Source organism: Cohaesibacter sp. CAU 1516, assembly GCF_005771485.1.
In the GTDB taxonomy this organism is placed as follows: Bacteria; Pseudomonadota; Alphaproteobacteria; order Rhizobiales; family Cohaesibacteraceae; genus Cohaesibacter; species Cohaesibacter intestini.
In genome coordinates this window covers 1,507,911-1,530,179 of sequence record NZ_VANT01000001.1, presented here as the reverse complement: position 1 = coordinate 1,530,179, position 22,269 = coordinate 1,507,911, and the positions used below count along the sequence as shown (strand labels likewise).

Annotated in this window: 19 protein-coding genes and 1 pseudogene; 9 read left to right on the top strand and 11 right to left on the bottom strand. The window is 53.3% G+C overall.

Going from position 1 to position 22,269, the window contains the following annotated elements; all coding sequences use genetic code 11:
* Both FDK21_RS20915 and FDK21_RS06915 read right to left on the bottom strand, forming a co-directional pair.
* Positions 1–165 (bottom strand): annotated as a pseudogene (locus FDK21_RS20915) (IS5/IS1182 family transposase); the annotation flags it as partial.
* Entirely contained in the window at positions 125–550 is a 426-nt protein-coding gene (locus FDK21_RS06915) for a hypothetical protein (RefSeq protein WP_138147904.1), read from the bottom strand. The gene FDK21_RS06915 and the pseudogene FDK21_RS20915, both read right to left, overlap by 41 nt.
* A gap of 299 nt (positions 551–849) precedes the next feature.
* On the opposite strand from FDK21_RS06915, the gene FDK21_RS06910 reads away from it, so the two are divergent.
* Positions 850–1,650 carry a potassium channel family protein gene (locus tag FDK21_RS06910; protein WP_138147903.1) on the top strand — a complete coding sequence of 267 codons (801 nt, stop codon included), beginning with the start codon at positions 850–852 and terminating at the stop codon, positions 1,648–1,650.
* Between the two features lie 9 nt (positions 1,651–1,659).
* On the opposite strand, the gene FDK21_RS20910 is transcribed toward FDK21_RS06910, so the two are convergent.
* Complete coding sequence (locus tag FDK21_RS20910) at positions 1,660–2,031, bottom strand: hypothetical protein (RefSeq protein ID WP_246657502.1); 372 nt, start codon at positions 2,029–2,031, stop codon at positions 1,660–1,662.
* 152 nt (positions 2,032–2,183) lie between these two features.
* On the opposite strand from FDK21_RS20910, the gene FDK21_RS20905 reads away from it, so the two are divergent.
* The gene (locus tag FDK21_RS20905) at positions 2,184–2,858 is read left to right on the top strand and encodes a hypothetical protein (protein WP_246657501.1); all 675 of its coding nucleotides are present in this window, start codon (positions 2,184–2,186) and stop codon (positions 2,856–2,858) included.
* A gap of 104 nt (positions 2,859–2,962) precedes the next feature.
* Here the strand turns inward: FDK21_RS20905 and FDK21_RS06900 are convergent, their stop codons facing one another.
* The 3 genes from FDK21_RS06900 to FDK21_RS06895 form a co-directional block, all read right to left on the bottom strand.
* The gene (locus FDK21_RS06900; protein WP_138147901.1) at positions 2,963–3,271 is read right to left on the bottom strand and encodes an MscL family protein; all 309 of its coding nucleotides are present in this window, start codon (positions 3,269–3,271) and stop codon (positions 2,963–2,965) included.
* A 140-nt stretch (positions 3,272–3,411) separates the two neighbouring features.
* Complete coding sequence (locus FDK21_RS20595) at positions 3,412–3,561, bottom strand: hypothetical protein (protein WP_171021965.1); 150 nt, start codon at positions 3,559–3,561, stop codon at positions 3,412–3,414.
* A gap of 215 nt (positions 3,562–3,776) precedes the next feature.
* Complete coding sequence (locus FDK21_RS06895) at positions 3,777–4,700, bottom strand: LysR substrate-binding domain-containing protein (protein WP_114011296.1); 924 nt, start codon at positions 4,698–4,700, stop codon at positions 3,777–3,779.
* A 187-nt stretch (positions 4,701–4,887) separates the two neighbouring features.
* Between FDK21_RS06895 and ugpB the strand changes: the two genes are divergently transcribed.
* The 4 genes from ugpB to FDK21_RS06875 all read left to right on the top strand — a co-directional run bounded on the left by ugpB (position 4,888) and on the right by FDK21_RS06875 (position 9,070).
* Positions 4,888–6,201 carry a sn-glycerol-3-phosphate ABC transporter substrate-binding protein UgpB gene (gene ugpB / locus FDK21_RS06890; protein WP_114011295.1) on the top strand — a complete coding sequence of 438 codons (1,314 nt, stop codon included), beginning with the start codon at positions 4,888–4,890 and terminating at the stop codon, positions 6,199–6,201.
* 71 nt (positions 6,202–6,272) lie between these two features.
* Positions 6,273–7,154, top strand: coding sequence for a sn-glycerol-3-phosphate ABC transporter permease UgpA (ugpA, locus tag FDK21_RS06885; protein WP_138147900.1), 882 nt, complete (start codon positions 6,273–6,275; stop codon positions 7,152–7,154).
* A 20-nt stretch (positions 7,155–7,174) separates the two neighbouring features.
* Positions 7,175–8,011 (top strand): sn-glycerol-3-phosphate ABC transporter permease UgpE, encoded by an 837-nt coding sequence (gene ugpE, locus FDK21_RS06880; RefSeq protein ID WP_114011329.1) that lies wholly within the window; start codon positions 7,175–7,177, stop codon positions 8,009–8,011.
* Positions 8,012–8,014: 3 nt separating this feature from the next.
* Positions 8,015–9,070: a sn-glycerol-3-phosphate import ATP-binding protein UgpC gene (locus tag FDK21_RS06875; protein ID WP_138147899.1), complete on the top strand. Its 1,056-nt coding sequence runs from the start codon at positions 8,015–8,017 to the stop codon at positions 9,068–9,070.
* A gap of 564 nt (positions 9,071–9,634) precedes the next feature.
* Here the strand turns inward: FDK21_RS06875 and FDK21_RS06870 are convergent.
* From FDK21_RS06870 to FDK21_RS06850, 5 genes are all read right to left on the bottom strand, one after another.
* Positions 9,635–10,426 (bottom strand): ABC transporter ATP-binding protein, encoded by a 792-nt coding sequence (locus FDK21_RS06870; protein ID WP_246657500.1) that lies wholly within the window; start codon positions 10,424–10,426, stop codon positions 9,635–9,637.
* Positions 10,423–11,178: an ABC transporter ATP-binding protein gene (locus tag FDK21_RS06865; protein WP_138147898.1), complete on the bottom strand. Its 756-nt coding sequence runs from the start codon at positions 11,176–11,178 to the stop codon at positions 10,423–10,425. Before FDK21_RS06865 ends, FDK21_RS06870 begins: the two co-directional genes overlap by 4 nt.
* Positions 11,179–11,192: 14 nt before the next feature.
* The gene (locus FDK21_RS06860; protein WP_138147897.1) at positions 11,193–12,401 is read right to left on the bottom strand and encodes a branched-chain amino acid ABC transporter permease; all 1,209 of its coding nucleotides are present in this window, start codon (positions 12,399–12,401) and stop codon (positions 11,193–11,195) included.
* Positions 12,402–12,404: 3 nt separating this feature from the next.
* Positions 12,405–13,436, bottom strand: a complete 1,032-nt coding sequence (locus tag FDK21_RS06855) for a branched-chain amino acid ABC transporter permease (protein WP_114011290.1) — start codon at positions 13,434–13,436, stop codon at positions 12,405–12,407.
* A 108-nt stretch (positions 13,437–13,544) separates the two neighbouring features.
* Positions 13,545–14,894, bottom strand: a complete 1,350-nt coding sequence (locus FDK21_RS06850; protein WP_114011289.1) for a substrate-binding protein — start codon at positions 14,892–14,894, stop codon at positions 13,545–13,547.
* Between the two features lie 551 nt (positions 14,895–15,445).
* On the opposite strand from FDK21_RS06850, the gene FDK21_RS06845 reads away from it, so the two are divergent.
* From FDK21_RS06845 to glgB, 3 genes are all read left to right on the top strand, one after another.
* A complete protein-coding gene (locus FDK21_RS06845; RefSeq protein WP_138147896.1) occupies positions 15,446–16,861 on the top strand; it encodes a phosphomannomutase in 1,416 nt (471 codons plus the stop codon).
* Between the two features lie 552 nt (positions 16,862–17,413).
* Positions 17,414–19,795 carry a glycogen/starch/alpha-glucan phosphorylase gene (locus FDK21_RS06840; protein ID WP_210238690.1) on the top strand — a complete coding sequence of 794 codons (2,382 nt, stop codon included), beginning with the start codon at positions 17,414–17,416 and terminating at the stop codon, positions 19,793–19,795.
* 227 nt (positions 19,796–20,022) lie between these two features.
* Positions 20,023–22,224: a 1,4-alpha-glucan branching protein GlgB gene (gene glgB / locus FDK21_RS06835; protein ID WP_138147895.1), complete on the top strand. Its 2,202-nt coding sequence runs from the start codon at positions 20,023–20,025 to the stop codon at positions 22,222–22,224.
* Positions 22,225–22,269 lie beyond the last annotated feature (45 nt).

The following is a 22,269-nucleotide window of genomic DNA, read 5'->3' as shown; positions in this document are numbered from 1 at the left end:
CGGAGGGCGACCTCCCTTGGACCCATCGCCGTAACCGAGACCTTCGACAAGCCAGCCGCGGAAATACTCAAAATCAATAGTGGCATCGAGAACCTCGAGAGGGTCACCATGTTTGCTCAGACGCTCAAGATGCTCGGACAAACCGAATAAATTGCTTGGATTCATGCCATATCCCCCATGACTTCAGGGAATCATACGACAGCAAATATTGCGAGAGGTTTTTGCGGGTCTCCAGCTCGCTATCGATATCTTCAAGTGATGCCTTTTCCAAGAAAGGAATAAGAAACTTGTTTGGAACGGGTTTGAGATCGAAATTTTCGAGGAGCGCTCGGTCGCGCGCTTTGCTGGCAATTTTAATTAATACGTCTTCACGCTGAAGTCTGATTTGATCGGCTTTTAGGCCTCTACTTTCAGAAAAAGGACGAATGATATCAGTTAACGCATCGACTACTCTGCCACTGCTTTTCTCTGGTATTTTTGTTTCAACCGACGCACTGATTTTAGCTGAGGCGCCTATATCAATCGATACTTTGGGATCTGATTTGGTCATGTTAGATGTACTGCATTCGTTATAGTTCTTGAATGTAATTTTGGTCTTATGCCGTGAAGATTGCAACTAATTTTTCGAAAGTAGTTTGTTCTTTTCTGCATGCAGGAACGAAGTAAGGCTGCCCAAAAACTAGTTTGATGTTTGATGAAACTGGTAGGGCTCACTAGAATGAAAGCTTTTGAGGTCATGTTCGGTCATTCAGGTTTGAAAAAAACAATACTCAATTGGTCTCGCTATCTAACCTTGCTAATGCAATTTGGTTTCGGTTAAGTTTTGGCATTTATTTCGTCGGGAAAATATTGGTTTTTACGCTACTTTATTGGCTTGTGTTTTCAATCTCGCCCGACGCGTTCAACTTCTCTCTGCGTTATAGTTCTAATCCGCTCTCAGCATTTTTAGGTAATTTTTACACGAATGACAATCCAGTTCACTATACTGACTGGAACCACGATAACTCAATTTCTAGGTTTGAAAAATTAACGGCAAGTGTGCAGGTCAAGTTCGATGCAGCAGCAAAGTTGAAAGTTGACGCAGCGAGGGCAGAAAGAGAATATAATCTACATGTAAAAGCACAAATGGCAAAAACAGAAGATGCCATCAGGGAATACGAAAAAACAAACATGGGTCCGATCCAGAAACGGGTGGATGAGCTCAAAGTACTTGTTGCGGATCAGGGAATTTCCCCAACAGCAAAAGTAAGTTACTTGCAGGAAGAAATACTACTAAATGAAAAGATGCTTAAATACATCAACCACACCATTTATGGCAGATTGTCTTTCGCAGACGCACAGGATTTAGCCAAAGAGCGAGAGCTTGATGATCAGCGAAATAGGGCCAATGATGTTGCATACCGTGCTGATTCTGAATTTCGCGATGAACGGGTGAAGTTGACGAATGCTTACGCGGAAACTCGCAGAGAGTTTGTTGAAAACATCGGATTTTGGGACTTTGTATACTTCAGTGCATGTGTTTCGACCACCACCACATTTGGCGACATAACTGCGAATGAACGTTGGCTAAGGTTAATCGTCATTGCGCAAATTTTTTCAGGGATAGTCATCTTGTCGTTAGCTTTATCAAGGCTAAAAATCGAAAGATAAAATATTGCATTACGGTTCCGGTTGGTGATCCTGATAAACATGACTGTCAGCATGTTGTTGTGATCGGGTGTTTCGTCGTCTGGCTTTTTTGCGTGTTGGATTTTCCAGCGCTTCGATCAACCGATCCCGATCAGAGCGCAAGTCCTGAACCAACCCCATCGCCTGCTGGCGCATATTTTTCCTTTGCTTGTCGATGATCTGGCGCTCTTTGAGCTGGTCAACAATAAGCTGCTGACGCTGGGCGCGGTCGCGTTGCAGGGCTTCGTAGGCTTCTTTGGCATTCTGGTCGGTGATTTTTCGGTTCTGGCGGATAGAAATTGCCAGAAACCCGATAGGCCAGTTTTGAATCGTGAGGCACGTTCTGCGCTTTCCTGTTTCCACCGTTCGGCTTGGCCGTTGTCGAGAGCGGAGCGTTCGATGCGCTGTTTCTGGATCAGGGAGGTGCGTTCCTCGTCGAGTTTCTGGCGTTGGCGCGAGAGCTGGTCGCGGGTTTCTCCGGCCATGTTGGCGAATTGGAGGCGGACATCGCGAATATGGATCTGCTTGGCATCATCAACACTTTGGAGTTGGTCGGTTTCTCCCAAGCGTTCGCGTACTTGCTTGGCCTTCAAGCCAGTTGCGCGGGATACGGCGAATATTTCGCCATCATGGCAGACAATGATATGGCTGTTGCGGCGGTCGCCTTTGGCGAGAAGATAGCCGTGATCATTGAGGGCGGTTTCAAATCCGGCCTTGTCGGTGCTGGATGCCCAGCATTGCCTTATCAGATTCTTCTGATCGATGGCATTCTTGCCGCGTCGTTTCGCAGCCTGCCATTCGGCCAAAGTAACGTTGGTGGGAGATTTGAGGGATCGGTCGCGCAAGCCCGGCGGCAACTTCCATTGATGTTCGAAGAACAGATCGCGACTGAGATTTTGCAGTTTGTTTTTGAAATGCGGCAGGTTCTTTGCCGTCATGGTTTCGGCATCGATCCGCGACCAGACTGCATGAGCATGACGGCGGCCTTCTTTCTCATGGTAGACCACGACACGGGGCTGCCCTTCAAGGCCTTGCGCTTTGGCAATGCGGTCTGCTGTATCCTCGAACATGTCCACCGTGACACTCGCCTCCATAGGGGGATTCAAGGCAACGGCGAAATATGGCTGCTGGCATCTGGTGCCTTTGGCAATATTTTCGATCTCCATGAACGCACCTGTCACGTCGTCTGACAGGAAGCCACTTACCTCATGTACTTCGACAAAATCATTATCTTCGTCATTCAATAAATGCTGGGCGAGCTTCCTGCCATTTCCGCGCTGTGAACCCTTGAGGATCATTGGCCTGATCCTCCCAAGGCTCGCACCAGCAATCGATGGATTTTGGAGAGCAAGTCGCGGCATTCACGCAAGAGCAGGATGGTTTCGTCATCTGCAGGCTGAACGCCATCTTCAATTTTCTGCTCTGATTGTTTGAACGCATTTACAAGCTTGTGCTGCCCTAGCAAGGCAAGAACTTGCGCAAGCGCCTTGTGGTCTGTCACGGGTGCAGGTTTGTAGCCTTTGCGTTGTTTCGCTGCCCTTTCCAATGCCAGTTCACGCAAATACGTGCTGGCTGGTTTGCTACCTGCCTTTTCCGCCACCAAGGCATACTCGTCCGGCTTGAACCGGATCGTGATGCGATGGTCGGGTGTTTGTGGCATGGCGGGGTAACGGGGCTCCAAATACAGAAAACCCGCCGCTCGTAATGAGGGCGGGTGAAATTGATAATGATGGTTTGAAAAGGTCAGCTTGGGGTGAAACCGGGCGGATCATCGGCGGGATGAGGTTCATCCTCAGCGAAATCAGGCAAGGAATTCAATATTCCTTCCCAAGCCTTCAATTCTTTGAAAATATCATCCAGAAGGTTCGGATTATCTCGCAGCAGGTCCGCCATTCCCTTTTTTGCAAAATTGTTTGATATACAGATACAACGCTGCGGTGCGTTGTTGATCCTATGAAGTCTGCAAGTGGATGTTCGGGTCACGTCCAACATGCAGAGTGAGGGCACCAAACAGGACCACTTCATTCTTCATATACGCCTCGCTTATTGTCTACCCAATGGCGGACGAGAGGGCGATCTTTGCCATTTGTGGCGTTCTTCTGACGACGTTACGCTGATGATTTCTCGGTCTTTTTGATCGCGAATGGCTTGAGGCTGGCTGTGAAATTCTCGATAAATTCCAGTGCAACCATCGAAGGCTGCGCGAGCACGGGTCTGACGAGGGACAGCGTGTGTGGCAATTGCGGCGTGAAGGGTCTGAAATCGAGCCCTTTGCCGACATATTTCACGGCGTCCAATTCGCTGACAACCGATACGCCTACACCGTTGCAGACCAGCTCACACGCGGCTGTAAACTGGCGGATTTCGATGTGAGATCTCAGGATGACCTGCGCATTTTGAAATGTGTTGGAAAGCTTGCCAAAGAACACGCTGTCGCGTCTGGTATGGATGATCTTTTCGTCCACAAGGTCTGTCGGGGAGATGACTTTGAGGTCCGACAGTGAGTGATTGGCCGGGAAAACGCAAACGGTACGGATGTCTATATCCGTGCTTTCAACGGCCGGATGGCCGGAAAAGCCATCCGTGATGCCGAAATCATATTGCTCACCAATCATCCATTCGAGAATGCGCTCAGGGCGATCTGGTTCGATGGTCATGCTGACGCCGGGGCGCTCGCCAAGGAACGCGGCGATCAATTCAGGCAAATGACTTGTCGCGAAGCCAGGCAAGCAGGCAATGCGGATATGGCCCGCTTTCCGATTGGTGATTTCGTGACTGACCTCGGAAATCTGCTGCATCAGCTCGAGGACATGGCGGATGTTTGGCAGCAGATACTGCACTTCTTGCGTTGGCACCATCAGGCCATCTCGCCGGTCAAACAGGGTGAATCCCAGTGCCTTTCCCAAGTCTGACAAGAGGCGACTGACCGCCGGTTGACTGATGCCCAGTTCGGACGCAGCCCCGGTCATGGAGCCGTGGCTATTCACAGCCATCAATGCTTCGAGTTGTCGCAATCTGAGATTTGGTTTCATCGGTGTCCCAACACAACTGGTGTTTTTCCTCAGACATAACATTGCATTATAAATTTATCAAATATGTAACACTTGAATTATGTTCATATGCGTGTATCGTGAGGACATCTAAAGGTGTCATTTCAAGTTTCTGCTGGGAAAACTGATGCCTGATGTGACGCACCTTGAAAGGTGCTTGGGAGGAAATATGTATACGAAAATGCTTGGTGCGCTCGCTATCGCGAGCACAATGTTCACGCCTGTCGCGGCGATGGCGCAAACAGAAGTCCAGTTCTGGCATGCTTTTACAGGCCGGTTGGGCGAACTGGTGAAGGCGCAGGTTGAAGAATTCAACGCAAGCCAGAGCGACTACAAAATTGTCGAAAGCCACAAAGGCAATTATTCGGAAACACTCAATGCCGGTATCGCTGCATTCCGCGCTGGCGAACAGCCTCATATTCTGATGGTGTTCGAAGTCGGTACCGCGACGATGATGTCTGCGAAAGGTGCCATCAAACCAGTCTATGAAGTCATGGCCGAGAGCGGAGCCAAGTTCGACCCAGACGCCTATATTGGCGCAGTGAAGGGCTATTATACCTCAACAGACGGCGACATGCTGTCCCTGCCATTCAACTCCTCCACGCCGGTTCTCTGGGTCAACCGCGATGCCTTCAAGGCCGCGGGTGTTGATCCGGATACCGATCTGTCCACTTGGGAGAAAGTGGATGACGTGTTGGGCAAGCTGAAGGCGGGTGGCGAAGAATGCCCGCTGGTGACCGCGTGGCAGAGCTGGATCCATCTGGAGAATTTCTCCGCCTATCACAATGTACCATTCGCCTCCAAGGACAATGGCTTTGCCGGCCTCGACACCGAGCTGATGTTGAACGGCAAAGCACAGGTTGCACATTTGTCAAAAATGGGTGAGTGGGCCAAGGAAGGCAAATTCATCTATACCGGTCGCCGCAACGAAGGTGGCGCCAACTTCCGCGCCGGTGAATGCGCGCTGTTTACCGAAAGCTCTGCCGGATATGCCGGGATTAAGTCCGAGGCCAAGTTTGCCTTCGATGTCCGCTCCCTGCCATATTGGGAAGGCATTGCAGCCAAGCCGCAGAATACCATCATTGGCGGGGCGTCTCTTTGGGTTCTGGAAGGGCATGAAGCCGCAGAATACAAAGGTGTTGGCGAGTTCTTGAGCTTCTTGTCCTCCACGGACGTGCAGGCCAAGTGGCATCAGGATACCGGCTATCTGCCGATCACCAAGGCAGCTGGCGAAGCAACGCGGGCTTCGGGTTTCTATGACAAGAATCCAGGCACCGATGTCGCGGTAATCCAGATGACGGCCAACGAGCCAACCGCCAATTCCAAAGGCCTGCGCCTCGGCTCCTTTGATCAGATCCGCGGAATCATCGATGAGGAACTCGAAGCCATCTGGTCTGGCGACAAGTCTGCTCAGGAAGCGATGGACAGTGCCAAGGAACGTGGTGACGCCTTGCTGCGCCGGTTCGAGCAAGCCAATCGCTAATCCATCCAACTAAAGCGAAGCGGGCCAATGCGTCCGCTTCGTCCTCTCCATTGCAATGACGGGAAGTTACGGTGGAAAAACGCGTTACCTTTCGCGGCTGGCTGTTGCCACTTATTCTGATCGCCCCCCAAGTCCTGATATCAGCGGTTTTCTTCTTTTATCCCGCCGGGCAAGCGGTTTGGCAGTCTCTCTTCATTCCGGATCCGTTCGGTTTGTCGTCGCAGTTTGTCGGTCTCGGCAATTTTGAGTTCCTGCTTTCGGACAAATTCTATCGGGCCTCCTTTGTCACCACCGCAGTTTTTTCTTTGTTGGTGACGCTCTGTTCGATGATCCCGGCCTTGTTGTTGGCCGTGATGGCGGATCGACTGATCAAGGGATCCGGTGTCTATCGCACGCTGTTGATCTGGCCCTATGCGGTGGCTCCTGCCGTGGCAGGTGTGTTGTGGCTCTTCATGTTCAACACGCGTGTCGGCGTGGTGTCCTGGTATCTGGGGCAGCTTGGCTATGACTGGAACCATGTGCTCAATGGTGGTGAAGCGATGGGGCTTGTGGTGGTCGCCTCTGCCTGGGGTCGCATCAGCTATAACTTCCTGTTTTTCCTTGCCGCCTTGCAGTCTGTGCCCAAGGCCGTGATTGAAGCCGCCGCGATTGATGGCGCACGTTTCTGGCGGCGTTTCTTTACCATCGTCCTTCCGCTTCTGTCTCCGACCACCTTCTTCTTGCTGGTCGTCAACGTGGTCTATGCCTTCTTTGAGACATTCGGTGTCATTCACACCATCACTGCGGGCGGGCCGCAACAATCCACGACGATCCTTGTCTACAAGGTCTTCGCAGATGGATTTGTTGGGCAGGACCTTGGCTCTTCGTCTGCCCAGTCGGTGATCTTGCTGATCGTGGTCGGTCTGCTGACGGTGGTCCAGTTCAAATATGTAGAAAAGAAGGTGCACTATTAATGGCAAATCAGGTGCACGGTATGGTCGAGAAAAGAGGCGCAGGCCTCTGGTTGACCCATCTTTTTATGATCCTCGGGGTTTTCGTTATCTTCTTCCCGATCTGGCTGGCCTTTGTGGCGTCGACCGTCACCCAGCCCGAAATTGTGAAGCCGCCCATGCCAATCTGGCCGGGCGACCAGTTCTGGGTCAATTACAAGGCGGCTTTGTTTGCCGGGGTCAATGTGCCTGTGGCGACCATGCTGTTCAACTCACTGGTGATGGCTCTGGGCATTGCGATTGGCAAAATCATCATTTCGCTTCTGTCTGCCTTTGCGATTGTCTATTTCCGGTTTCCCGGTCGGACGATCTTCTTCTGGCTGATCTTTCTCACGCTCATGCTGCCCGTTGAGGTGCGCATCGTGCCGACCTTCGAGGTGGTGGCCGGCTTTGGCATGCTCAACAGCTATGGCGGGTTGATTTTCCCTCTGATTGCGTCAGCCACGGCGACGTTCCTGTTTCGGCAGTTTTTCCTCACCATTCCCGATGAGTTGGCGGAAGCGGCACGGGTCGATGGGGCAAGTCCGATGCGCTTCTTTGTCGATATCGTCATTCCCATGAGCCGCACCAACATTGCCGCTCTGTTTGTGATCCTCTTCATCTATGGCTGGAACCAGTATCTCTGGCCGTTGCTCATCACCACCGATCCGGAAATGAACACCATCGTCATGGGCATCAAACAGATGTTCCCCTCGGGCGATGATGTCGCCGAATGGCCGGTTATTATGGCCACATCCATTCTGGCAATGATCCCGCCCGTTATTGTGGTGGTTTCGATGCAAAAACTGTTTGTCCGCGGACTTGTCGACAGCGAGAAATAAAAAATGGCAACTGTAGAACTTAAGAATGTCAAAAAGAGCTTCGGCGCTGCGGATGTGATCCACGGGATCGACATGATGGTCGAGGATGGAGAATTCATCGTAATCGTCGGGCCATCGGGCTGTGGCAAGTCCACCCTCCTGCGCATGGTTGCGGGGCTGGAGACCGTCACCTCCGGAGATGTCCTGATTGATGGAGAGAGAGCGAATGACAAGGAGCCGATGGATCGTGACATCGCCATGGTGTTCCAGAATTATGCGCTTTATCCGCACATGTCGGTCCGGCAAAATATGGGCTACGGCCTGAAGATCGCCAAAATGCCGAAAGGTGAAATCGAGGCAAAGGTTCAGGAAGCTGCGAAATTGCTGCAACTGGAAGAATTGCTGGATCGCAAACCGCGGCAATTGTCCGGTGGCCAGCGTCAGCGCGTGGCCATGGGGCGGGCGATCGTGCGCGAACCCGCCTTGTTCCTGTTCGACGAACCCCTTTCCAACCTGGATGCGAAGCTGCGCGTTCAAATGCGCCTTGAAATCAAGGAACTGCAAGGGCAACTGGGCATCACATCCCTCTATGTTACCCATGATCAGGTCGAGGCCATGACCATGGCGGATCGGATGATTGTCATGAATGGAGGTTATGCCGAGCAGATTGGCACGCCCCTTGAAGTCTATGAAACCCCTCAGACCCTGTTTGCCGCCCAGTTTATCGGCAGTCCCGCAATGAATGTCTTCGATGCAACTGTCGACAACGGGATGATAAAACTTGGCTCGGCCGACATCGCAAAGGTCGCGCTCATGGATGGCCCGGTCAAACTGGGCATTCGTCCAGAGCATTTGCTCCGGCAAGATGATGGGCCATTGACGACAACCATCCAGATGGCTGAGCCTTTGGGAGCCAATACCCTGTTGCACGGCCATGTCGCAGGCACCGGGGAGGTGATCACGATCAGTCTTGCCGGTGTGCATCTGAACAATCAGGGCCAACAGACGATGGCTTTCTCCGTTTCTCCTGAGGACATTCATCTGTTTGATCCAGAAACAGGGAGACGCATCTCGATCTGAGGGCAGGACAGCAGGGTCGCCCATAAAGTGGGCGGCTAAGGCCAAGGGGGAAGGCGGCCAAAACCGATCTGTTCGGCGACGGTCAGCTGCATCGCAAGTCTCTTCAACAGCATAGGAACTCAGTTCAAAGTTCGAGCAGTTGAAAGCGTGGGTGGAAGAGTTCCTTCTGCAAGTGCGTCGTGCCTGATTGCGATGGCTGTCATCGGTCGGATGCCAATTCTGGTCTCCATGCCTAGCAGAGCTGGACATGGACCAGATACTTCCGCCGACTGAAGTTTCATCTCAATTCTCGACTGGTCGTTGAGCGCGCGCAGTGCCTTCTGGTTCGGGCCAATTTTGTGCCGACTGCATCGATAGGCTGAGCATGGTTGGTCATAAAAACACCCACCCGCTGCAATGGACGTCCGTGGTTGGGGCCAAGTGTCAGCGAGTGGGTGGCTTTCTTTAAAATCGGGAGCTGGCGATACCTCTAAAAACACACCACCAGCAGCCGATCGAGCAACGGAGCAGCCAGGGCGGAATGAATTCCATGACCCGAATGGCGCCCCATGTTGGCAAGCCGCGTCAGATTGCCAGATATTCCTCGCGCAGTTTCTTGTTGTCGAGCACTTCCTTGGCAGTGCCGTCAAACACCACTTTACCGGTATCAAGAATGACCGCCCGGTCGGCAAGTTCCAAGGCGCGAATGGCATTTTGTTCCACGAGGATTGTGGTGATGCCCTGCATCTTGATGATTTCGAGTGTCTTCTCGATTTCGTCGACAATCACCGGTGCGAGGCCCTCATAGGGTTCGTCCAACAACAGCACCTTGATATCCCGCGCCAGAGCTCGTGCAATGGCCAGCATCTGCTGCTCGCCACCAGACAGCGTCACCCCTTCTTGCAGACGCCGTTCACCCAATCGTGGGAACAGGTCATATATTCGATCGAGGCTCCAACCGATTGGCTCGGCTATTTGCGCGAGCTTGAGATTTTCTTCCACGGTCAAACCGGGAATGATCCGTCGATCCTCAGGCACCAGAACCATGCCCGCCCGCGCTGCCTCGTGGCTTGCCATGGTGTGCAAATGCTGGTGATCGAGCCAGACTTCCCCATAGGTGAGGGCGGGATTGTCCAATCGGGCGATGGTTCTCAAGGTTGAGGTCTTGCCCGCTCCGTTCCGGCCGAGCAAAGCCAGGATTTCCCCTTCATGCACATTGAAGGATACGCCTTGAACAATATAGCTTTCGCCATAATAGGCATGAATGTCATGCACCGACAGGAAGGCCGGGGCGGTCGCTGCCAAATTGGCCTGCTTGGAAAAATCGGGCCGCTCCTCTTCCGCTCTCGGAGAGGCTTCCATTGCAAGATCCGTCATGCTGCTTCTCCCAGATAGGCTTCCTTGACCTTCGGATGGCCTTTGATCTTCTCAGGCACATCTTCCACCAGTGGCGTGCCTTGCGCCAATACGGTAATGCGTTGGGCCAAGGAGAAGACCACATGCATGTCATGCTCGATGATGGCGATGGTGATGTCGTGCTTTTCATGGATCTCTTTGAGCAGATCGATGGTGTTGTTGGTGTCGGCGCGTGCCATGCCCGCCGTTGGTTCATCAAGCAACAGCAGTTTCGGCTGCTGCACGAGACACATGGCCATCTCCAGACGCCTCTTGTCCCCACGGGACATGGAGCCAGCCAACATGCCGAGCTTTTCGGTCATGTTGACCTCTTCAAGCATATGTTCAGCGCGTTCGACGATTTCCTTTTCAGTCGCAAGCGATCCAAAGGCATGCATACGAAAAGAGCCATCCCGTTTGGCAAAGCAAGGGATCAGCATATTTTCCATGACAGTCAGATCGGTGAAGATCTCTGGCGTCTGAAAGACACGGCTGATGCCCATCTGGTTGATTTCATACGGCGTCCGGCCAAGCACAGGTTCCCCCTGGAAGGTCACCGTGCCGGTATCTGGTTCCAGTTTGCCGACCAGACAATTGAGCAGGGTCGATTTGCCCGCCCCGTTCGGTCCAATGATCGCATGAACCGAATTCTCGGCGATTGACAGATTGACATTCCCCAAGGCCTGCAACCCGCCAAACCTTTTGTTGACGTCTTTGACTTCAAGAATACCCATTTTTGCAGTCTCCATTAGGCCACATGGGGGCTTGGTTTGGGGTGATGTTCCGGATCTTTGGGGGGGACATCGGACTTTTTGTTCTTTTTCAGCCAGCCATAGATACGCTGTCCGCCTTCAATCAGGCCACCGGGCAGGAAGATGACGACCATCATGAACAACAGACCGAGGGTCAGGTGCCAGCCCTTGCCGATGAAGGGATGCATCAGGAAGACGATTGTATCTTCCAGCCCATCCGGCAGCGCCGAGAACCAGCTATGCAGGATGGTGTCGTTGATTTTGGAGAAGATATTCTCAAAATACTTGATGAAGCCTGCACCCAGCACCGGTCCCATCAAGGTACCTGCACCGCCTAGAATGGTCATCAGAACCACTTCACCCGACGCCGTCCACTGCATGCGCTCTGCACCCGCCAGTGGATCCATCGCCGCCAGCAAACCGCCGGCAAGCCCGGCATACATGCCCGAGATGATAAAGGCCGCCAGCGTATAGGGACGCGGATTGAGACCGGTATAGTTCATCCGGGTCTGGTTGGTCTTGATTGCTCTGAGCATCATGCCAAAAGGTGAGCGGAAGATCCGCAAGGACAGATAGAAGACCAAAATCGCGATGATGGCACAGAAATAGTAGCCATTGCTGAAGGTGAACTGCCAGCCAGCCACGTCGATCTTGGTGGATTCATTCATCACGATGCCGAAGAAATGCGGTGAGGTTGGGCTGCTGTCACCCATCAGGACCTGCGGATCATCGCTATAGACCTGCAGGCCTGTTTCACCATTTGTCAAAGGCGTTAAAACCGAATAGGCAAGGTTGAACGACATCTGAGCCATGGCGAGTGTCAGGATCGAGAAGTAGATGCCTGAACGACGCAGGGAAACATAGCCGATCAACAGGGCAAACAGACCGGACATCAGTATCGCCAACAAAAGTCCTGGCACCACATTGTAGCTCAGAAGCTTGTACATCCAGACCACAGAGTAGGACCCGATGCCCAGAAAGGCGGCGTGACCGAAGGACAGATAACCCGTCAGGCCAAACAGGATGTTGAAGCCGATGGCAAAGATCCCAAAGATGGCAAAGCGCTGCATCAGATCAGGATAGCCCGCATTGAACTGCGCCAAGGCAGAGCTTTCCGGGAAGGGCTGCAGCAGGATTGGCGTTGCCAGCGTCAGGAATATGACGATCAGGAGAAAGGTCGTGTCTTTCTTGGTTAAACCCAGCATTGATTATTCCTCCATCACGCCTTTGCGACCCATCAGACCGCGAGGGCGAGTCAGAAGGATGATGATTGCAACAAGATAGATGATGATTTGGTCGATCCCGGGAATGATCGACTTGACCTCGTTCATTGAGGCAAAGCTCTCAAGGACGCCGAGCAGGAAACCTGCTAAAACAGCACCGGGCAACGAACCCATGCCGCCGACAACCACCACCACGAAGGACAGAACCAGGAAGTCCATACCCATATGATAGTTGGGCGAGTTGATGGGCGCATACATCACCCCGGCGAGACCGGCGACAGCCGCTGCAATGCCGAACATGATGGTGAAGCGTTTGTCGATGTTGATGCCCAGCAGCCCAACGGTTTCCCGGTCAGCCATACCGGCGCGCACCACCATACCGAACGTGGTGAATTGCAAGAAGGCAAAAACCACTGCGATGATGGAAGCGGAAAACAGGAAATAGACCAGACGCCAGTATGGATAAATGATCGTGTTTTCTGCAAAGCCGATCATCACACCGAAATCGAGAGAGCCCTTGAAGATATCCGGCGCCGGGGTCGGGATCGGGTTGGCGCCAAAGAAATACTTGACGATTTCCTGGATAACGATGGCCAGACCGAAGGTCACAAGAATCTGGTCCGCGTGGGGACGCTTGTAGAAATGCTTGATCAGACCCCGTTCCATCACATAGCCGACAAGCAGCATGACGGGGATGGCAAACAGGATCGCCAGCGGCACCGACCAGTTGACAATGGTATTGCCCGCCGCTTCACCAAACCAGTCAACCACATAGGGTTTTTCAACCTTCAGCGGGTTGCCCAGAAAGTCCTTCTTCGATGGATCAACGACGATGAAGGACAACGAGAGAAGTTTCTGCAGCGTCACCGCGCAGAATGAGCCAAGCATGAACAGGGCGCCATGGGCGAAGTTGACGACACCAAGGGTGCCGAAGATGAGTGTCAATCCCAGAGCGATCAAGGCATAGGCGCTGCCTTTGTCGAGACCGTTGAGGATTTGAAGAATGATTGCGTCCATTGGAAAGCCCGCATCGTTGAACACGGCGCGAAAAGCGCGCTGGTTCTAGTCCCAAATCAAGAGAAAGCCGTGCCGCAAATCTGCGGCACGGCCTATGGTCAAGTCAGCTTATGCGCCAGCGTTGCAGGCACCCAGCTTGGCGTCATCACCACCGAACATGGCGTGGTTCGGTGCATAGGTGACTTGGTCAACCGGGGTGACTTCGACAACTTCCAGCGTGTCGTAGGCCGTGGTTGGATTCTGCGCACCACGCACGACCAGCACGTCTTTGAAGCACTGGTGATCATCGGCACGATAGAGGGTCTTGCCGTTGCCAAGACCGTCAAACTCGAAGCCTTCCAGAGCTTCCGCAACACCGCACGGATTGAAGGTGCCAGCGCGCTCACAGGCATCTGCATAAAGCAGAACCTGTGCGTAGCAGGTCTGGGCGGAGTTGGATGGCGGACGGCCATATTTTTCGCCGAACGACTTAACAAAGGCTTTGGAGCCGGGATTGTCGAGCTGCCAGTTATAGTTCATCGAGCCCAGCACGCCCTTGATGTTTTCACCGGCACCAGCTGCCATCAGTTCAGAGTAAAGCGGCACGATGATCTTGAAGTCTTTGTTGTTGACCATCTTGTCGAGCAGACCGAACTGAACAGCGTTGGTCAGGGAGTTGACCATGTTGCCGCCGTAATGGTTCAGCACCAGCACATCAGCGCCAGCATTGATGACCGGTGCGATGTAGGACGAGAAGTCCGTGGTTGCCAGTGGGGTCAACACGTTGTTGACAGTCTGCCAACCCATGGCTTCGGTTGCTGCCTGCATGGACTCTTGCTGGGTCCAGCCCCAAGTATAATCTGCGGTCAAGTGATAGGCGCGGCGATCTTTGCCGAGCTCATTGCCAAGGATTGGAGCCAGTGCAGCAGCGGACATGTAGGCGTTGAAGAAGTGACGGAAACCATTGGCTTTGCGGTCTTTACCAGTGGTGTCGTTGGAGTGGGTGAGGCCAGCCATGAAAATGACGCCTGCTTCCTGACACAGACCCTGAACCGCAACAGCCACGCCAGAAGACGAGCCACCGTTGATCATGATTGCGCCGTCTTTTTCGATCATCGAACGAGCCGATGCGCGAGCAGCGTCAGACTTGGTCTGGGTGTCACCGGTTACGAATTCAACCTTCTTGCCGAGGATGCCGTTGCCTTTGAGTGCCTTGGAGCTGAAGGTGTTAAGGCAGCCGCCGTCACCTCCGCCATTCAGATGCTCCACAGCCAGTTTCTGCGCCAGAAGCTCGTCTGCGCCTTCATCGGCATATGGGCCGGTCTGCGGTACGTTGAACCCGAGGGTTACGGTCGAACCGGTAGGGGCATTGGTAAATGCATTCGCGTTCGAGGTAAAAATTGTTGGCATGGCCAAGCCTGCGCCGATCGCCGCGCTGGACTTGATCACACCACGACGCGAAATCAAAAGTTTGCTCATTAGGTTCCTCCCAAAATGGTGATGGCCAACTCTCCTCAAAGCGGCCGGGATGTGACACACTCTCCTCAAAGCCCGTCACGTCGTCTTAATCAGACACTGCAAAGCTACAGAGGCTTTACCGTAGAACACCATAAGACTTTTGTTCGAAATGCTGTCACGGGAATGAGTATGACTTAATTTATGTAGCCATTTCAGGTGCTTGGATGATCCCTACGCAATTGGAATAAATTGTCGATTGACCGTACTTTTGTGTAGCAATATTTCATTTTCGCCAATATTGATGAAATTATAAGCACTTTTGTCGAGGGGTTATTGTTAACGGCAAGTTCAAAAATGTGCGCAGTGGTGATGCGGAAATAACAATAAGAAGAATGACTTGATTCGATCTGCCATACGCCTCAGACGGGCAAGCCGAGCGACGACTGGCAAGCAGGGCAGGCGTTCGGCTGCGTCTTGACGCATTCGGGTTGGGTCGTTACGGATAGCCAACCGGTTTGGCACGTATTTTCAAGCGGATCATGCGCAAATGCCATAACAAGGAAATAGCAAGAATGAGCAGCAAATTCGGCACAAGTGGTCTTCGTGGGTTGTCTGTAGACCTGCTGGGATTTCCCTCCACCCAATATACCATCGCCTTTTGTCGCCATCTTCTGGCTGCTGGCCATGCAAAACCGGGGGATCCGGTCCTTGTTGGGATGGATTTTCGCGCCTCCAGCCCGGCCATCGCGGATCGGTGCGTCGCTGCCATCAGAGATTCTGGCTTTGAGCCGGTTTTTTGCGGGGCGCTGCCGACGCCAGCCTTGGCCTGCTATGGCCAGAAGCGACAGGCAGCATCGCTGATGATCACCGGTTCGCATATCCCGGCAGACCGCAACGGCATCAAGTTCTATTTACCCTCAGGTGAAATTACCAAGCAGGATGAAGTTGCGATCTGCCGCCATGCCGCCAACATAGCCGAGGTTGGATCGACGCTTGAGGTGGATGTTGCCCATGAAGAAAAACAAGCCGTCGCCCACTTCTCCGAGCGTTTGCAGGCTATTTTGCCTGAAAATGCGCTCAGTGGTCTGACAATCGGTGTCTATCAGCATTCGACCGTTGCCCGGGATATGCTTGTCGACATATTGCGCTTCTATGGCGCCACAATCGAGCCGCTGGGACGGTCAGAGGACTTTATTCCGGTCGATACCGAAGCTGTTTCGCCCGAAACCCTGTCTCTGTTGGCCGGTTGGGCCGAGAAAGGGCACTATGACGCTTTTGTCTCTGCTGATGGGGACGGTGACCGGCCTTTGCTGGCAGACGGGCAGGGGATTCCCTTGCGCGGCGACCTACTCGGTTTGATGACCGCCCGTTTCTTAAAAGCCGAAGTGGTTGTCACACCCGTCACTTCCAATTCCGGGATCGAGCGCAATGGTGACTTTGGTGTCTTGCGCACGCAGGTCGGATCGCCCTTTGTGATTGCCGGGATGGAACAGGCTCTGGCTGATGGGCGTGATCGGATTGTTGGGTTTGAGGCCAATGGGGGCTTTTTGACCGCGACCCGCTTCACACCAACCGGGACGTCGATTGATGCCCTTCCAACGCGGGACTGTTTCTTGCCCATCCTGTCTGCACTCTATCTATCAAAGAGCGAACGCAAACCCCTTTCATCCTTCGAGACCGCCTATCAGATGCCTGTGGCCGATGCAGATCGCCTGAAAAACTACGCGCAAGCCCGCAGTGGTGCGCTGATGTCCCATCTTTCAGCCTCGCGGGACAATCTGGATGCGTTTCTGTCACCCCTTGGCAAAGTCGCTGAGGTCAGCGTGATTGATGGATTGCGCGCAACGCTCGATGATGGTCGTGTCATTCATTTTCGCCCATCCGGCAACGCGCCGGAAATGCGCTGCTATGTGGAGGCCGCCGATGAAGGGGCCGCCAAAGCGTTGCTTGCTAAAGGGCTCGCTCTTTTGGAAGCGTTTGACGCCTGAGCATGACCAAGGGAACCAGACACGCGCGAGGTGGTCCTTCTGGGCCGCCTTTCTTCTTGTCGCGAGAATCATTGATACTTCGCGCGTGACACGTTGACGCGCCTTGGGTGGAGAGCCAGATTTCCTGCCGAATTTGGGGTGGGAAATTGATTAAAAAACGGGCAGTTCGACTGTGCAATTGCATAAACCATTCGTCTAGTAAGCAAAATCCATTGCTTTCGCGCTGAATAGCGGCGTCAACCCATGGACGGATCTATATAATTCGCCTAGAAATCATATTTAACGTGCGCAAAACCGAAAATGGCCTGCTTCAAAATGTCTTCGACATATGAAGGGTCTATAGCTGACGAAAAGAATTTTGAAACATCCTTGGGTTAGGTTTTGCAGCCGGGACGCCTTCAGATTTTTCCGCTCCGGGGCAATGGGTATCACGTCCGTCTCAACGGTGCCGCTCCGGGCAAACGCCATAATTTAGATGCACTTCGTGGAAGTGATTTTGCAATCCTGTTCTTGACCCTTGTGGCCTTGAACTAAGAATGGACAAGCCATCTCATGCCGACCAAGATTTTCCAGATCAAAATGAAAGAACAAATTCTTCGTCATTTGAAATATTCTCTCGGAAAGGACCCCGAGCATGCGATCCGTTACGACTGGCGGATGGCGCTGTCTCTTGCTCTGCGTGATATGGTCGTTGTTCCCTGGTTCGACAGCACCCGCAAAACCTACGATTCCAATGCCAAGCGTGTCTATTATCTCTCGATGGAATTCCTGATCGGACGTTTGGTCGAGGATGTCGCGATCAATCTGGGCTTTGAAGATGTTGCGCGCGATGCCATGCAGGATATGGGTCAGGACTATGACCAGATCGTTTCCGAGGAGCCCGATGCGGCGCTCGGCAATGGTGGTCTGGGGCGTCTTGCAGCCTGTTTTCTGGATTCCCTTTCCACGCTCGGCATTCCGGCCCATGGCTATGGGATCCGCTATGAGCATGGCCTGTTTGAGCAGGCCTTCGACGATGGCCGTCAGGTTGAAACGGCGGAAGGATGGCTTGCCCAGCGCAATGTCTGGGAGTTTGAACGCCCCGAAGTATCCTATGTCATCGGCTTTGGGGGGCACGTCAGCGAAACCGACGGGCGCACCGTCTGGTACCCGTCAGAAACCGTGCGCGCCTCGGCTTTTGATGCGCCAACCCTTGGCTGGCAGGCCAACTGGTGCAACACTTTGCGCCTCTGGTCTGCAAAACCGACCCGCAAGTTCGATCTTGCCAGCTTCAACCGCGGTGACTTCCTGGCTGCCAGTGCGCCAGAAGCCTTGGCTCGGACCATTTCTCGCGTTCTGTACCCGGACGATACCACCGAAAGCGGCAAGGAACTGCGTCTGAAGCAGGAATATTTCTTCACGGCTGCGTCCATTCAGGACTTGATCCGTCGCTATCTCTCAACCAACGAAGATCTGTCCAAACTGCCGGAAAAAGCCGCAATCCAGCTCAATGACACCCATCCGGCCATTGCCGGTCCGGAGCTGGTGCGGTTGCTCAGCGATATCCATGGCATTGAAATCCATCAGGCGATCAAGATAGCCCGCAAGTGTCTTGGCTATACCAACCATACCCTGTTGCCGGAGGCTCTGGAGCGTTGGCCGGAATATTTGTTTGCCCGCATCTTGCCGAGGCATTATCGGATCATCGAAATCATTCAGGAAGATCATCTGAAGGAAACCGGCTCCGATATTCGCATCATCAACAATGGCAACGTCAATATGGGCGAGTTGGCCTTCATCATGGCGCACAATGTCAATGGCGTGTCGGCCCTTCATACCGAGCTGGTCAAACAGACTGTCTTCCAGGACCTTCACAAGGTGTATCCGAGCCGTATCATCAACGAAACCAACGGCATTACGCCTCGCCGTTGGCTCTATTCCTGCAATAAGCCTCTGCGCAACCTGATCAATTCCACCATCGGCAACGATTGGCCGAATGATCTTGAGCAACTTGAAAAACTCGCCCGTCATGCCGATGATTCCGAGTTTCAGGCCCGCTTCATGGCGGCCAAGCGCCAGAACAAGGAACGCTTCATCGCCTGGCTCGGTGATCAGACCGATGCCACCATCAACCCCGATGCCATGCTCGACGTGCAGGTTAAGCGTATCCATGAATATAAACGTCAGTTGATGAACTTGCTTGAAGCGATCGCTTACTGGAACGAGATCAAGGAAAGTCCAAAGAAGAACTGGACCCCGCGCGTCAAGGTCTTCGGCGGTAAAGCCGCACCGGGCTACGCTGTTGCCAAGCAGATCATTCACTTGATCAACGATGTGGCCAAGGTGATCAACAATGATCCGGTGACCAAGGACTATCTGCAGATTGTCTTCCCGGCCAACTATAATGTCACCATGGCTGAGGTGCTCATTCCTGCTTCGGATTTGTCGGAGCAGATTTCAACCGCTGGCAAGGAAGCGTCCGGTACGGGCAACATGAAATTTGCTCTCAATGGAGCGCTGACCATCGGTACATTGGATGGTGCCAACGTCGAAATCCGCGACCATGTCGGGGCCAAGAACTTCTTCCTGTGCGGTTTGACGGCAGAGGAAGTGGTTGAGCGTCGCAAGGAGCATGACTATTCGCGCAAGGCAATCGAAGCCAGCCCGCGCCTCTATCGTGTGCTCAATCAGATTGCCAGTGGTGTCTTCTCGCCAGAGGAGCCCCATCGCTATGCATCCATCGTACACTTGATGTATGAGAATGACTATTTCATGGTGACTTGCGATTTTGATGATTATTTCAAAACGCAGCGCAAGGTCGATGCAACCTTCAGGGACGCAAAGACCTGGACCAAAATGGCAATTCTCAACACCGCCAATGTCGGCTGGTTCTCTTCTGATCGCACCATTCAGGGATATGCCAAGGATATCTGGGACGCCAAGTCGTTGCTATAATGGCGGGTCTTTGATGGCAGTGGACATCCGGAGCTCTTTCATGGGCAAACCGGGTGTCTTGATCGGTCGGCGGCCTACTCTCAAAGAGACACAAGCCTGACTTGCATCGCTTTCCTGCCCTAAAAGAAAAGAATTCGCGCTTAAACAAAGGGATAGGTGCGTTCGGCTGGTTTCAATTCGCATCGATTTGCTCTAGCCTGAAAGAAAATATCGGGAGAGGCAATATCATGACCAACATCTCCAAGCGCGATGCGCTCGCCATTCAGAGCGGAGCTCACAGCGATCCTTTTTCCATTCTCGGCCTGCATCATGTGGGGGACAAGCCTGTTATACGGGCCTTTTTCCCCGGTGCTTGGCACGTCGATGCCATCGATCACGAGACGGGCGAACTGATCGCCCAGCTCGAGCGGGACAAGGATGCTCCTGATCTGTTCTCCGCTGTCATCGAGGACCGGTCCGCACCCTTTGCCTACAAATATCGGATCACCAAGGATCAGCATGTCTGGACGCAAGAGGACCCTTACCGGTTCGGACCTTACATCGGTGAGCTTGATGAATATCTGCTGGGCGAGGGGACGCATCAAGCCCTGTGGCAAGTGCTTGGTGCCCATGTCACGACCCATGAAGGGGTCGAAGGTACGCACTTTGCTGTTTGGGCCCCCAATGCCCGCCGCGTATCCGTCGTGGGTAACTTCAATGGTTGGGATGGTCGTCGACACCAGATGCGCCATAGAGGCGGCACTGGTGTCTGGGAGATCTTTATTCCCGGCATTGAAGATGGGGAATCCTACAAATATGAACTGCTCAACCGACAGGGGCATCTTGTTCCTCTGAAGGCTGATCCCGTCGGCTTCGGGTCAGAGCATCCCCCTCGTACGGCGTCCGTCGTGCGCAAGCTGAATGGCCATGACTGGCAGGACGGTGCGTGGATGAGCAAACGCGGCGCGCTCAACAGCATCGATAAACCGATTTCGATCTATGAGGTCCATCTGGGTAGCTGGAAACGGGTAACCGAAGAAGGCAACCGACCCTTGTCTTATCATGAGCTGGCCCACGATCTGGTTGGTTATGTCAAGGATATGGGCTTCACTCATATCGAGCTTTTGCCAATCTCTGAATTTCCGTTCGATGGGTCTTGGGGCTATCAGCCGGTTGGTATGTATGCGCCAACCATCCGTCACGGTACATTGGAAGAATTCCGCGCCTTCATCGAAGCCTGCCACGCAGCAGATATCGGTGTCTTGATCGACTGGGTGCCCGGCCACTTCCCCGAAGATGATCACGGGCTGGGACGCTTTGATGGCACTGCTCTTTATGAGCATGAAGACCGCCGCGAAGGCTTCCATCCCGATTGGAACACGCTGGTTTACAATTACGGCCGCAAGGAAGTGGCCAATTTCCTCGCCGCCAATGCGCTGTATTGGCTTAAGGAATATCACATTGATGGCCTGCGCGTGGATGCCGTGGCCTCGATGCTCTATCGTGACTATTCGCGCAAGGAAGGCGAATGGGTGCCCAACAAGGATGGCGGACGCGAGAATTACGAAGCCATTGATTTTCTGCGCAACATGAATGAAATCGCCTATCGGGAAGCCGAAGGCATCGTGACTGTGGCTGAAGAATCCACCGCCTTTCCGGGGGTCAGTCAACCGACCTCCTATGGTGGGCTTGGTTTTGGCTTCAAATGGAATATGGGCTGGATGAATGACACGCTGCGTTACATGGCGCACGATCCAGTTCATCGCAGATATCACCACCACGACATGACCTTTGGCCTGCATTATGCCTTCTCGGAAAACTTCATTCTGCCGTTGAGCCATGATGAAGTGGTGCATGGCAAGGGGTCCTTGCTGAACCGGATGCCGGGCTATCCGTCGGACCAGTTTGCCAACCTGCGCGCCTATTACGGCTTCATGTGGGCACATCCGGGCAAAAAGCTGCTCTTCATGGGCGGCGAGTTTGCGCAAGGCGAGGAATGGAACCACGACAAGAGCCTCGATTGGCATTTGCTCAATCATGACTTCCAGCATGGGGTCCAGTCTCTGGTGCGTGACCTGAACCGGGTCTATTGCGAGGTGCCTGCACTTCATCGCTTCGATTGCAAGCCAGAAGGTTTTGAATGGATTGAGGCGAATGCACATGCCGATTCCGTCTTTGCCTGGATTCGTCGAGGGGAAGAGGGGGATGCCCCCGTGCTGGTCATTTGCAACATGACCCCGGTTGAACGAGAAAACTACCGGATCGGCGTGCCGCATCGCGGTCGCTGGCTTGAAATTCTCAATACAGATGCTTCCGCATATGCCGGGGAGGGCCGCGGAAATATGGGCGCTGCAGAAACCGAGGATGTCCCGTTCCATGGACGTGACGTGTCTCTGTCTGTGTTCCTGCCACCACTTTCAACACTCTATTTCCAGCTCGAAAGAGCATGACGTTCATTCAAAAGGCCTGATGTCCCGCCGACACAGGATAAGTTC